Origin of the sequence: Candidatus Cloacimonas sp. (assembly GCA_039680785.1) — a bacterium.
Taxonomy (GTDB): domain Bacteria; phylum Cloacimonadota; class Cloacimonadia; order Cloacimonadales; family Cloacimonadaceae; genus Cloacimonas.
Window position 1 is genome coordinate 1 of the sequence record JBDKSF010000087.1, and the last position, 12,771, is coordinate 12,771.

Below are 12,771 nucleotides of genomic sequence, written 5' to 3' on the forward strand. Positions count from 1 at the left end.
CCCTAAATCTTCCCCTTAAACCTATCCGCAGAAAAGAACAAAAACGCCAACTTGTGTAGTGCCCACAAATTGGCTAACTCATTATAGGACAGGTAGATAAATTTTGAAATGGTAAAGTTGGGTTAAAAGGAGTATACAAAGAGATGAAAAATGGGTAGTCGGGGGAACGGCGTCCTTATACTACCCAGAAGGTATCATATACCTATTCTTTTATCTGTGCAATCCGTGCAATCTGTGAGAAACCTATTTTCTGTGCAATCAGTGCAATCTGTGAGAGTTCTAATATTCTATTCTGTGGGTAAAACGCTGACGAATTTTTTGTCTTCCTTGCCAGTTGTAAATTCCACTTTTCCGTCAATTAAACTAAAAATAGTAAAATCTCTGCCCATTCCGACATTTTTGCCGGGGTGAATTTTCGTGCCTTTTTGGCGGACGATGATGTTTCCGGCGAGGACATTTTCACTATCGGCTCTTTTGATGCCGCGATATTTGGGATTGCTGTTGCGTCCGTTTCTGGAGCTTCCTACACCTTTTTTATGTGCCATTTTTATTAACCTCTTCTACTTAAGCTAAAATGTCGGTGACCCGAATGTCTGTATAGCTTTCGCGATAACCTTTTTTTACGCGATAGCCCTTTCGGCGTTTTTGGTGATAAATAACTTTTTTCTTGCCCTTGCCGTGATCAATAACTTCGGCAGTAATGCTGGCGCCTTCTACAACGGGCTGACCTACTTTAATTTTGTCTTCCTCGCGCAGAAGAAGAACTTTGTCAAAAGTTAATGTCTGACCAGGTTCCGCTGTATTCAGACAGGGAACGCGAAGCACAGCGTTTTTTTCAGCCCTGAACTGAAATCCTTTAATTTCTACGATGGCGTACATTGTTTCTCCATTTAGATTTTTTTAATATGGTGGCAGATTTTTGAAAAGGGGAAATCTGTCAAGGATTTAACTCCGGTGAGCGGAAAAAGTCGAGGAGTCGAGGGGTCTTGAGGTCGAGAGGTCGAGAGGTCGAGAAGTGGAAAGGTGGAAAAGTGAAAAGGTGAAACCCAATGTGTAGTCGGAGGACGCCGTTCCTCCGCGAAAAATACAAAAAGGGTTCTCACAGATTGCACAGATTACACAGATAAAAGAATAGGTAGGAAATGAACAGGATTACGAGGATTTTCAAGATTAAATTTGTAGATTGCCTTGCTAATGAAGCGGAAGAATATTCTGCATAAAAAGCAAGACAACTTATTTCCTGCCAACTGATTATCTACAAACTCTCTGTGCTAACTTCACCCGCTAATCTTTTTTATGCTCTTGGCAAAATTCTATCAAAACTCCCAAGGCAGATTTTGGATGCAAAAAGGCAATGTCAGAATGATGAGCTCCCGGACGCGGCTCATTATCAATTAAGTTTATGCCTGCATCTTTAGTGTCTTGCAAAGCAGTGGGAAGATCATCTACTGCAAAAGCTATATGCTGAATTCCTTCTCCCTTTTTTTCGATAAATTTAGCTATGGGGCTATCTTCTGAAGTGGGACAGAGAAGTTCGATTCTACATTCTCCACAAGGAAGAAAAGCGACTTTTACTTTCTGAGAAGGAACTTCTTCTATGCCTTCCAATTTTAAACCAATGCTTTCATAAAAGCTAATTCCTGCCTCCAGGTCTTTAACTGCTATGCCAATATGACTGAGCTGTTTAATCATTTTTTATTCTCCTTTGTTAAAATATGGGTTGACTTTTTGGTCAACTACAACAAACAAACTGTCAAGCTATGTTTTTCCAGGAAGGTTGACTTCCTCGTCAACCCACAACAAACAAACTGTTAAGCTATTCCAAAATTATGTGGAAACAGTATAATTTGGTTGTCTGGGGAACGACAAGATGTCGTTCTTCCTTTTTGACAACAAACAAACTGTCAGGAAGTGTTTTTCCAGGAAGGTTGACGTCCTCGTCAACCCACAACAAACAAACTGTTAAGCTATTCCAAAATTATGTGGAAACAGTATAATTTGGTTGTCTGGGGAACGACGAGATGTCGTTCTTCCTTTTTGACAACAACAAACTGTCAAGCTATTCCAAAATTATGTGGAAACAGTATAATTTGGTTGTCAGGGGAACGACAAGATGTCGTTCTTCCAGATCGTCAAGAGTTCTCACTGCCAAAAGTATTTTCAGAGTGAAAACATCCTATCTTGGCAGTGATGACTCCTAACTTTTTTAGTATTTATTTTTTTGCCAGGTCAAAGCCAATTTGCATAGCTTTCAAGTTTAGATCCACAAAAGCGGGTTTGACCGAATCTTCTATTGCTTTTTTTAAAGAACTTTCTTTTACGATTCCCGTTACTTTTACCAAGAAGGAAAGCGCCATAATGTTAGTGGAAATGGGGCTTCCTAATTTTTCCTGAGCAATTTCCGTGAAGGGAACCTCGAAAGTATTTTCAGCTGCCAAAGCAAGGTTTTTCACGAAAGTGGTATCAATGATTAAAATTCCGTTTTCACTTAAATCAAACAGAAATTTATCGCAGGCGTCTTGAGTTAGAGCCATCAAACAATTAATACTGGTTGCTTCCGGGAAATATATTTCCTTGTCGCTGATGATGACATCGGCATGAGAATAGCCCCCGCGTGATTCAGGACCATAACTTTGGGTTTGGGTAACTTTTTTATTTTCCAGAACTGCCGCTTTGGCTAAAATGATTCCTGCCAAAATGAGCCCTTGTCCTCCACTTCCGGAAAGACGAACTTCATAAGTATCAGCCATTATTCACCTCCCGCAGTTTGAGTTTTTTTGCAAAGAGCTGCATATTCAGTGGAAAATTCAGCCCGAATTTCCTTGCGTAAAATACCCCGGATAATCTTTCCTTCCACTTTTTCAGGAGGCAATTTCTCGACGGCGGAAAGAGGAATGGAATTATCGCGAAAATCCTTCAGCATCTGAGGTGCACCACCTTTTTTATTTAAGCGTCCGTAAATAACTGGACAGGCACTGACTACTTCAATCAGAGAAAAACCAGTATGTTGTAAAGCGTCTTTAATCATATTTTGCATTTCCAAAACATGAAAAGCCGTTGTTCTGGCAACAAAAGAAGCACCTGCACCCATAGCCAAATTGCAGATGTTAAAATCGGGTTCTATATTTCCGTAAGGAGCTGTAGTGGCATAAGCATTATGAGGAGTTGTGGGACTGCACTGTCCACCCGTCATCCCATAAATATTATTATTTATCATAATCACTTTCAGGTCTATATTGCGGCGGGCGGCATGAATTAAATGATTTCCACCAATGGCTGCACAATCGCCATCGCCAGTAACAACGATTACCTTTAAATGGGGTTTGTGCATTTTTATACCTGTGGCAAAAGCGATGCTGCGTCCATGAATCGAATGTAATGTATTGAAATCAACATAAACAGGCATTCTGGAAGAGCAGCCAATTCCTGAAACCATAACAATATCGTTACGATCTATATTCAAAGAGGCAACTGCGCGTATAATGGCTCCTAAAACTATGCCATTGCTACATCCGGCACACCATACATGGGGAAATTTTTTATCGTGACGCAGGTATTCGTGAATAATGCGTTGGGGAATATTTGCCATTTTAGCATACCTCCTTGATTTTGGATAGGATTTCATTGGGAGTGATTAGTTCGCTGCTCACTTTGTTAATGGGAATGAGACCACCATCACTTTTTTCTTTGGTCAAGCGTTGCACTTCATAAATCAGCTGACCTTGATTAAGTTCCGGAACTATCACTGTTTCTACATTACGCAACATTTTGCGCACTGCGTCATCGGGGAATGGCCAGATAGTTAAGGGTCTTAACAGACCGACTTTAATGCCTTCCGCTCTGGCAGAGGCAATTGCGGCTTTGGCAGCTCGCGAAGTGATTCCGGCTGCAAAAATGGCAATTTTGGCATCGTCCATCCGGTAGCTTTCAATCTGAACAAGGTCGCGAATATTATACGATATCTTTTTGCGTAAACGTTCCATCATTTCTGCCGCTTCACTTGGTTTATTTGTTGGAAAGCCATGTGCATCATGGGTTAAACCGGTTACATGAAAACGGTAACCTTCTCCATAACTGGCAAGCGGAGAAAGGTATTTTTGGTTTTCATCGTAGTGTTTATACCATTGAGGCGGAACGGTTGGTTTGATCCGATTGATAATTCGGACATTGGCAATATCAGGTAAGCAAACTGCTTCGCGCATATGAGCAATTACTTCATCCAATAGCAAGATTACGCAAGTGCGATATTTTTCGCTTAAATTTACGGCGCGAATGGTTAATTCATAACTTTCTTTCACGGAATCCGGGTATAGAACAATGGCTGGAGAATCACCATGCGAACCCCATTTGGATTGCATAATATCTCCCTGAGCAGGACTGGTAGGCATTCCTGTGCTGGGACCAACTCTTTGGACATCTACAACCACGCAAGGGGTCTCAGTTATTTTGGCAAAACCGATTCCTTCTTGCATCAACGAAAAACCGGGTCCGCTGGTAGCCGTTAACGATTTTGCTCCGGCCAAAGAAGCTCCTATTATAGCGCAAATGGAGGCAAGTTCATCTTCCATTTGAATAAATGTTCCATTTCTTTTGGGAAGCTCAGCCGCTAAAATTTCCGCTATTTCCGTGGAAGGAGTGATTGGGTAACCGGCAAAGAAATTTACTCCCGCATCCAATGCTCCCAGGGCAACTGCTTCATTACCTTGCATCAGAACTGTTTTCCGTTCTCGTTTTTTGGGCGTATCCACTGGTTTACTTTCCAATTTGGCAGCTTTCGTTATTTTTTCTGTTTTGATTTTGTCTTTTTCTGTCATCACTTGCTCCTTCAACGATCCTTGGCACCGGTTATGGCAAAATCGGGACACAGCAAATCGCAGGTCTCACAATGAATGCATTTTTCCGGTGCTTGCACATAAGGCGAGCCGTCACTTTTTCTGCCCAGACAGCCAGTTGGACAAAAAGCTACACAAATACCACATTTTTTACACCAATTATAATATATGAGGACAGGTGAATCCTCATCACAAGGAGCTTTTACTTCCGTTATTTCTACTTCCATTTTTTCGGGAGTATCTTCTGCGTGTATAATCATGCCCATACGGTCTTTTTCGACTTTTTTGGACATTCTTTCCTCCATCATTTTACTTATTTTGCCAAGACATTTTTAAAGAAATTGCCTAAGCGTTTGCAGCCCTCAATGTTCGTTTCAATAGTTTCGTAGCTAAAATTGAGGCGCATTGTATTATAGCCCTTACCATTACAGAAGAAACTGTTTCCTGCAACATAAGCAACATTCGCTTCTTTAATACATTCCATTAGTAGAGCATTTGTATCAAGATCTTCAGGACCCGTAACCATCAAGAACAAACCACCTTCGGGATGAGTCCATTTCATTTCGGCAGGCATATATTTTTCCAAGGATTCCAGCATCCCTTTTTGTTTAACGGAATACATTTTCTTAATTTCGTTAATTTTGGGATCCAAATAACCCTTTTCCATATAGCGGGCAGCAATTCTTTGCGTGAAGGGGGGTGTACAAAGATCAGTCGCTTGTTTGCCAACCACGATTTTATCCAAAATATCGGGATGACCAACTACCCAGCCAATTCTGAAACCGGGGCAGAAGATTTTACTAAAAGTTCCCAAAATAACTACTTGTCCGGTTCCGTCCAATTCATACAGGGTTTTTTGAGATTCGCCTTCATAGCGAAGTTCGCGATAAGGGCTATCTTCCAGGATCAGAACATCATATTTATGAGCCAGTTCCAGAATGTCTTTCCGACGGCGTTCGCTCATTGTTATTCCAGCCGGATTTTGGAAATCTGGGATTAAATAGATAAATTTGGGTTTTTTACCTTTAGCGGCAAGGTCTTTTAATGCTTGTTCCATAAGGTTTGGATCTTCACCTTCATCATCCATTGGAATGCCAATCATATTAGCTCCATAAGAACCAAAAGCTTGTAGGGCTCCCAAATAGGAAGGTAAACCAGCGATTACATAATCGCCTGGGTCAATGAACATTTTGGAAATCAGGTCCAATGCTTGTTGGGAAGCGGTAGTAATGATGATATTATCTTTAGTTACATCTATGCCATTGGCTTTATAACGGTTTGCCAACATAGTGCGTAATAAATCATCACCTTCGGTTGTTCCATATTGAAGAGCAAAAGCCGCTTCGTTATCCATAACTTCAGCCATAATACTTTTCAGCTCTGCGACCGGAAAAGTAAGGGGGCTGGGAAAACCACCTGAAAATGATATCAAGCCGGGTTGCCCAAGAAACTTCAATAATTCACGGATAGCAGAGCGTTTCATACCCTTGATGTTAGTCGAAAGGATGTTTTGCAAATCAGTGATCATTTTGATACTCCTTGTTTTATTTTTTTTAGGTTTCTTCGTAAATTAATACTTTTTTGTTGGTTTTACGCCATTCTTTATAGGCGTCTTTAATTTCCAGTTCCCACACGATGCGTTTATCGTTATCTTCAAAAGTAACTATATCTATATAATAAGTCCGTTTCGTTTTTCCTACAAAACTCTTGCGCGGAAATTCCACAATCAGTTCACCCTCAATATTCAAGATCGTAACTTCATTTAAAAAAACGCCCTCTGCTATTTCTATAATAGCTCTGGCTTCCACATTTCCACTTTGCACATCTCTGAAATGTATTTTCATTATAACTCCATCTTTGTTTTTACTCTTTATAAAAAAGGCACATAAAGGTCAAGTTAATTTTTTTTGTGCCTGTTTAGCTGAGAACAACAGCAGTAAATTTATTGGGGCAATTTTCTATTCTCATTCCTCATTAGAATCGGAAGACATCTTAGAATCAGCGGGAGGAATTATTGCTTGTGTTTCGGACTTCATTTCTGGGTTATTTTTATCCGGAAGGCGAAAAAGATCGGGAAAATAGGAATCGTAATAAAGCACCGTTAAACTATTATCATCAGCATACATTATATGCACTGTGCGGGTTGTGGATAAAAACCAAATCAACTGGCTTGTTTCTTCATCGTAATGATTATTTTTGCCATGCATTTCCTGCAGGGTTTTTAGAACATAAGCATCATCTTCTTCCGTGTTATTGGGATTATATTTGATGAACCACCCGATCATTCTTCTCGTTGTCGGCTCTACGAAAACCAATATGGCATCTACAAAATTGCCTTCTTTAGGGTAGTAACGCACGAAATTATCGTTTAAGTTATTCGTATAAAAGTTACTTAAAGCAAGCAATGAATCTGCCTCTTCAATGGGAATGGCATAGCTTAAATTGAAAAGTCCGGTTTGAGCAGGCAGAGCTAAACTGCCAGCAATAAGGAATAGAAGGAAGATGATTTTTTTCATAATGCAGTCCCTTTTTTTTATTAATGCCACTTTAAATGGAGGTTGGAGAAAGTCAATCAAAATCTGCTACTTTCAGAATTGCCACACGATTGAACTTATAGAAAAAATTATCGCAGCTATAAGACAAGAATAGTCCCAAGCTGAACAGGATGAGAGAAATATAAGGACATTTTTATGGGCGCCATTTATTACTTTGCCAAATTTCCAAACTCGGCTATATTTATAGCCACGGAAGTCCTTCTGATCTTTATATCGTTATAACTTTATGGGAATCAGCAGTTCGTAAAAATCCTTCCGGTTATCGATTATCTGAATTTTATTGCGTTGTTCAATATACCATTTATTCAAATGATCTTCTTGAAGTTCTTCTTCGGCGGCAGCGATGATTTTTGCCTTATCTTTTTCCCAGACAGATAAATCAGGATGTTCTCGCTTGGTCACCAAAGCAAGATACCAGTGTTTATCATTTTCAATAAACGGAGTGAAAGAGCCAACAGGAGTATTTAAAATTGCTTCATTGAGAGCGGGAATTTTGCCTAAAGGTTTTATTTCGCCGTTGGCAAGCACTTTTTCCGCTTCAATAATGGCGATGCTATCTCTGGCAGCTGCCTGTAAATATGTTTCGGGAGTTTCTTTTTGCTTAAAATCCTGCACATAATTTTCCATAGCCAACATTCGCTTAGCCCGAGTGGCTTTGATGGTCATTTCTTGTTTTTTAAGCTCAAAATCAATATAATATTCCGGTATTTCACTTCTTAGTTCCAGCACCAAAATATCGCCAGTGGGAGCATAATAAATATCGGGAATTGAACCAATCGGATTTTGGAAAGCAAAAGAAATCAAATTGGGAGCTCTCCCTACGAGCGGAATTATTTGATCCTGTGCATTAAAATAGGGGGTTTCTTCAATAGAAATGTTCATTTCGGTAGCTGCTTTTTGCAAACCGATTTCTTTGGCTCTATTAAATAAAGCAGTGCTCTGAGCTTTATTTTCTTGTGCCTTAGTGGCAGAATTCTCCATTTTACTTAGGTTTCCGGCGAACCGGGCGATTAAATAGCTGCGTCCATTTTGGCGTTTGAATTCTTCCTTATGAGCATCATAAAATTCTCTCGCTTCATCTTCTGTGGCATTTATTTGGGTGAGCTCATTATAATTAAAATAAATAATTTGGGCGTCTGCATAGTCATTATTATATAGCCAAGTTTTTTGGACGCTGTCCGGATTTGCTTTAACTTCGGATTTTATGGTTTTGATCAATTTATTGTAGCTGTATAGTTCACGCACATAACTAATTACTTGGTTTTTGAAATCGGGATGATCTTTTAATGCCTGTTCATATTTGGTTTTATCAAATTTGCCGTTGCTTTGGAAATCCTTCAGTTGTTTTATTTCAGCAGGAATGTTTTTCTTAATTTCTGCTTCCAGCTCAGCATCGGTCACTTTTATTTTGCCGGCTTTGATCGCCTGGTCATAAACATATATCCCAACCAGTTCTTCCCAGTATTGATTGTTCAATTTAATGCTATCTTGCTTGGTTAGAGTCCTGCCTTTTCCGTAATACTGTAAATAAGCTTTAAAACCATCATTGAAGTTTTTGTAGCTGTATTCTCTATCACCAATTTTACCGACTACGGCTTTTGGGTCTGGCTTGGCAGCCATCAGGGCAAGTGTCCACAACAGACATATTATTATTATACTCGGAATTTTGTATTTCACTTTTCACTCCTCAAAAAAACAAGAACAGAATCTGTTCCTAATAACAATACTTTTTATGGGTGCATTTACTGCAAGAAAAAAGTGACGCAGGGTCTGATAAGCAAGCATTCATCCCATCTCTGAACACTTTTTTAGTGCATCAATGACAAAGCAAAAACAGGAGCATCCACATAAAGGCAGATAATTCACGGCAGTTTAGCCCAAACAATGCAGCGGGAATATGTTTCCCAGCCATTTGCCTCCATGCTAACTCTTGGGAATTAGCTAATTGCTTGTCACACAGAGGAATCTTTAACGACCCAGTAACACTGCCGTAACACTGCTCTTATTTCGTTACGGAATTGTTACTGATGCGTTACAGAGTTATAAAGCTAAATCGCGTGTGACAAGTAAGGACTTTCTCTGCCCTTCACTTTTGGGCGATGGAATAATGCCTCGGTAGAGAATAAAAGCAAATTCAGAAGGACTAAAAAAAATAGCAAAACGAGAAAAAAGAAACCCCGCTTTATTTGCGGGGTTTCTTACTGTTGGTTTATTAACTTTTAGTAGCTTTTTTTAAGATAGAGTTTTCTCAACTCTTGCTACCTATTTATTTGGACAGTAGCATTTTACGCGTAATACTCTTGCCGACATTGGTTACCCGGTAAAAATATAATCCGCTGGCGACTGTCTGATTGTTATCGTCCATACCGTTCCAAACAATCTTCTGATTGCCGGCATTCATATTGCCGTTCACTAAAGTCCGAATCAATTGTCCTTTCAGGTTGTAAACCTTTACGCTGGTAGGTCCGCTTTCAGGTAAACTGAAGTGGATGGTAGTTTCGGGATTGAAAGGATTAGGATAGTTCTTTGCATCCAGAACTATAGTTGGAAGAATGGGATCTTCTCCGGCTTGGCCACCCATAACAATCGGACGAATCATAATTTCACCGTTAGTTACAGGTTCCCAATTGGTGGAAATCTTTTTGTAGCTGAAGCCGTTAGAACTGGTATCCAAACCAATCTTGCAGGCATTTGTAGTTTCCAAAATACCTACATAGAAGGGGGCATCCGTAAATTGAGCTACAGTTGGCAGGGCAATATAATTCCACCCTTGAACTATGGAAGCAAGAGGATATTGATATTGAACAATTGCTTGTCCACCGGGTGTTTCACCTGTTCCACTGGCGTCAAAAACACGCACAATTATAGGTGCAGTACCAATTGAATCGACATATACTTTAATATAACTTACACTGAATTGACCAGAACGAGAGAATTTAACTGCCATTTGCTTGGCGGCTCCAACGCTGAAGCCAAGTTCGGAGGTTCCATCATCATGATGTAATTCGAAGTAATTTTCTGGTAATACGAATATAGTAATAGTATTGGAAGCGCTGGATTCGTTTGTTCCATACATTGCTGTTACATAGTAAGTGTGTGTTCCACCGGCTACATTAGCATCAGTGTAAGTTAATACATCGCCATTTACCTGGGCAAGATATTCGCTGTCACGATAAATCTTGTAGGCAGTTACTTCGCGGTCGCGAGTGGGTTCATTATAACCAACGCCCAAAGTGCCTTCGGCAAAAGTATCGTTCATAGGAAGCTCGCCAAGTACATATTCTTTACCATTGGCATCAGCAACATAAACTTGAATATTCCAATTGTAGGTAAGCGTTGCACTTTGTTGAATAAGAGTTCCCCAAACGCCATTAAAACGAATCATATTTCCGTAGCCATCAATTTGAGGTCCGGCATCACAACCGGCAGGAAAACCACCTGTTGTATTGCAACGGAAACCGGCCCAGACAGCAGTTCCCGAAGGAATAGTGTAAGGAGTGGTAAGAATAACTTCATTCCAGCCATCTTCGGTGATTGTGCTTACGGGCTGATCATAAACCATGACGCCTGAAGCACCAGTCCAAATACGGACTGAATAAGAACACATTGAAGTGGGCTCGGCTGGAACAAATTTAATCTTAGTAATATTCATTCCCACATAAGGATAGATACTGTTCGTATCACCCAGGGGATCCCATTTGGCAGCTACATCAAAATCAGCAGCGGCATCGGTTCCGATGGCATTGGCAGAGGGATCTCCACAATAATAAATCCAGCCCTCTTCTCCGCCACCACCGCCACTACCGGGAGCAGCCCAGGTAAGGGAAACTGAATTTTCGGAAACGGTTCCTTCCAGATTTTCAGGTGCAGCCACGATGATGTCGTTATAAATCTTGAAATCGTCAATGCGGATACCTGTTCCACTGGGAGTATCAGCATCGGATTTGAAAAACCAACGGAAGATAGCTGTCTGGCCATGATAATTAGTGATATAACCATCGAGAGAATAGCCCTCAATCATAGAAGTCCAAACAGTAGGTGCATCACTGTAAACATAATTGTTTCCATTCGGATCGTCATTAGGGTTACTCATATAATGCCAGCTAACTCCGTTATTTACAGAAAATTCCCAACCCCAGTAATCTACATCAGGGAAAGTATTAGGATCGGTAAAACTACCCATAACCATAAAGTCAGCGCGAATATCTCCACTTGTGGGTAATGTAATGGGTGGGCTTACTAAATAATTCATCATATTAATGTTATAGCTACCTGAAGCATTCTGATTGATCATACAATGTGTGGGTGAAGGAGCTGTTGTATCGGTTCCCAGATTCCAAATATCCCCGCCTTGGGGAACTAATGAAGTCCAAGTCATTTGACCATCATCCACTCCATTATTGCTATATCCGCCAACACTGATATCATCTACCATCATTCCAAACATTGCAGGTGCGTCACTTGTGCAGTAGGCAGGATCGGAAGCAAAGGCAAAACGAATTTTCACGCTTTGGCCAACATACGCACTAAGGTCAAAAGTGGCTGTAGTCCATTCACGGACACCACCCCAACCAGGTATGCCTGCACCTTCACCATGTTCAAAACCGAAAGAATAAGCAGAGGTCATATCATAAGTGGGGGTTCCAGTTATGGGGGTCCAGGTAGTTCCTCCATTCGTGGAAATTCTTACATTGCAAGCATCCCATCCAGTATAAGGAGCAGTTGCTCCGGTAGGGCTTTCCAAATTGTGACGAAGTTTGAAAGTTAAAGTGGCATTGGCAGCGGTCAAAGTCCGTGCCGGGGTATCCAAAACAAGATATTGATGATTGTAATAACCACCAATATTGGCTCCCTGAGCAAGTGCGGGATCTCCCATCCACCAGACATTTCCTTGAGTTCCGCCAGCATTATAAATATGCCAATTATTAGGAGACACGGCACCGTCATAGTGGGTCCAACCAGTGGCTCCAGATTCAAAATCCTCGCTATAAGCAACTACTTCATAGCGGCTGCCATTTGCAAAGATGGCTGTAATGAATGTAAGGGCTAAGATGATCAGCCAATACTTTTTCATTGATCCTCCTTATAGATCAAATAATGTTCATTTTTTATTTGTATGTCTTAACCGCAGAGGGATGGCGAACATCGTGTCATTCTCTTCCAAAACCATCAATAAGTAACCCTTAAAAATACAGGTGATTATTCATTTAGCAAGTAGAGAACAACCAGACATCGTTCATCGAGCATAAATATCTGACCGGTTTTACTGCATACACTCTATATAATATAGGGAGACAAAATTATCACTCTCGGTGACAAACTTCATTTTCCTTTTTTTATAATATATTTCAAAGCCCTAAATCTGTCAATCACTTTTTACAGGC

General features: G+C 40.4%; 12 protein-coding genes. All 12 read right to left on the reverse strand.

Going from position 1 to position 12,771, the window contains the following annotated elements:
- Nucleotides 1-287 precede the first annotated feature (287 nt).
- The 12 genes from rpmA to ABFC98_06180 all read right to left on the reverse strand — a co-directional run bounded on the left by rpmA (nucleotide 288) and on the right by ABFC98_06180 (nucleotide 12,461).
- Nucleotides 288-545, reverse strand: coding sequence for a 50S ribosomal protein L27 (gene rpmA, locus ABFC98_06125; protein ID MEN6445607.1), 258 nt, complete (start codon nucleotides 543-545; stop codon nucleotides 288-290).
- Between the two features lie 19 nt (nucleotides 546-564).
- Nucleotides 565-879: a 50S ribosomal protein L21 gene (rplU, locus tag ABFC98_06130; protein ID MEN6445608.1), complete on the reverse strand. Its 315-nt coding sequence runs from the start codon at nucleotides 877-879 to the stop codon at nucleotides 565-567.
- Nucleotides 880-1,284: 405 nt separating this feature from the next.
- On the reverse strand, nucleotides 1,285-1,692 hold the full coding sequence (gene mce, locus ABFC98_06135; protein ID MEN6445609.1) for a methylmalonyl-CoA epimerase: 408 nt from the start codon (nucleotides 1,690-1,692) through the stop codon (nucleotides 1,285-1,287).
- 521 nt (nucleotides 1,693-2,213) lie between these two features.
- On the reverse strand, nucleotides 2,214-2,750 hold the full coding sequence (locus ABFC98_06140) for a 2-oxoacid:acceptor oxidoreductase family protein (protein ID MEN6445610.1): 537 nt from the start codon (nucleotides 2,748-2,750) through the stop codon (nucleotides 2,214-2,216).
- The gene (locus tag ABFC98_06145; protein MEN6445611.1) at nucleotides 2,750-3,589 is read right to left on the reverse strand and encodes a 2-oxoacid:ferredoxin oxidoreductase subunit beta; all 840 of its coding nucleotides are present in this window, start codon (nucleotides 3,587-3,589) and stop codon (nucleotides 2,750-2,752) included. Before ABFC98_06145 ends, ABFC98_06140 begins: the two co-directional genes overlap by 1 nt.
- Nucleotide 3,590: 1 nt before the next feature.
- A complete protein-coding gene (locus tag ABFC98_06150; protein MEN6445612.1) occupies nucleotides 3,591-4,814 on the reverse strand; it encodes a 2-oxoacid:acceptor oxidoreductase subunit alpha in 1,224 nt (407 codons plus the stop codon).
- Nucleotides 4,815-4,825: 11 nt separating this feature from the next.
- On the reverse strand, nucleotides 4,826-5,125 hold the full coding sequence (locus ABFC98_06155) for a 4Fe-4S binding protein (GenBank protein ID MEN6445613.1): 300 nt from the start codon (nucleotides 5,123-5,125) through the stop codon (nucleotides 4,826-4,828).
- Between the two features lie 20 nt (nucleotides 5,126-5,145).
- Entirely contained in the window at nucleotides 5,146-6,360 is a 1,215-nt protein-coding gene (locus tag ABFC98_06160) for a PLP-dependent aminotransferase family protein (protein MEN6445614.1), read from the reverse strand.
- 25 nt (nucleotides 6,361-6,385) lie between these two features.
- Nucleotides 6,386-6,676 (reverse strand): hypothetical protein, encoded by a 291-nt coding sequence (locus ABFC98_06165; protein MEN6445615.1) that lies wholly within the window; start codon nucleotides 6,674-6,676, stop codon nucleotides 6,386-6,388.
- A 120-nt stretch (nucleotides 6,677-6,796) separates the two neighbouring features.
- Nucleotides 6,797-7,348 (reverse strand): hypothetical protein, encoded by a 552-nt coding sequence (locus ABFC98_06170; GenBank protein MEN6445616.1) that lies wholly within the window; start codon nucleotides 7,346-7,348, stop codon nucleotides 6,797-6,799.
- Between the two features lie 255 nt (nucleotides 7,349-7,603).
- On the reverse strand, nucleotides 7,604-9,064 hold the full coding sequence (locus ABFC98_06175) for a peptidylprolyl isomerase (protein MEN6445617.1): 1,461 nt from the start codon (nucleotides 9,062-9,064) through the stop codon (nucleotides 7,604-7,606).
- Between the two features lie 589 nt (nucleotides 9,065-9,653).
- Nucleotides 9,654-12,461, reverse strand: a complete 2,808-nt coding sequence (locus ABFC98_06180; GenBank protein ID MEN6445618.1) for a T9SS type A sorting domain-containing protein — start codon at nucleotides 12,459-12,461, stop codon at nucleotides 9,654-9,656.
- Between the last annotated feature and the right edge of the window lie 310 nt (nucleotides 12,462-12,771).

Coding starts and splice junctions, on each gene's coding strand:
- rpmA (MEN6445607.1), bottom strand. CDS start 545: ATGGCACATAAAAAAGGTGTAGGAAGCTCCAGAAACGGACGCAACAGC.
- rplU (MEN6445608.1), bottom strand. CDS start 879: ATGTACGCCATCGTAGAAATTAAAGGATTTCAGTTCAGGGCTGAAAAA.
- mce (MEN6445609.1), bottom strand. CDS start 1,692: ATGATTAAACAGCTCAGTCATATTGGCATAGCAGTTAAAGACCTGGAG.
- ABFC98_06140 (MEN6445610.1), bottom strand. CDS start 2,750: ATGGCTGATACTTATGAAGTTCGTCTTTCCGGAAGTGGAGGACAAGGG.
- ABFC98_06145 (MEN6445611.1), bottom strand. CDS start 3,589: ATGGCAAATATTCCCCAACGCATTATTCACGAATACCTGCGTCACGAT.
- ABFC98_06150 (MEN6445612.1), bottom strand. CDS start 4,814: ATGACAGAAAAAGACAAAATCAAAACAGAAAAAATAACGAAAGCTGCC.
- ABFC98_06155 (MEN6445613.1), bottom strand. CDS start 5,125: ATGTCCAAAAAAGTCGAAAAAGACCGTATGGGCATGATTATACACGCA.
- ABFC98_06160 (MEN6445614.1), bottom strand. CDS start 6,360: ATGATCACTGATTTGCAAAACATCCTTTCGACTAACATCAAGGGTATG.
- ABFC98_06165 (MEN6445615.1), bottom strand. CDS start 6,676: ATGAAAATACATTTCAGAGATGTGCAAAGTGGAAATGTGGAAGCCAGA.
- ABFC98_06170 (MEN6445616.1), bottom strand. CDS start 7,348: ATGAAAAAAATCATCTTCCTTCTATTCCTTATTGCTGGCAGTTTAGCT.
- ABFC98_06180 (MEN6445618.1), bottom strand. CDS start 12,461: ATGAAAAAGTATTGGCTGATCATCTTAGCCCTTACATTCATTACAGCC.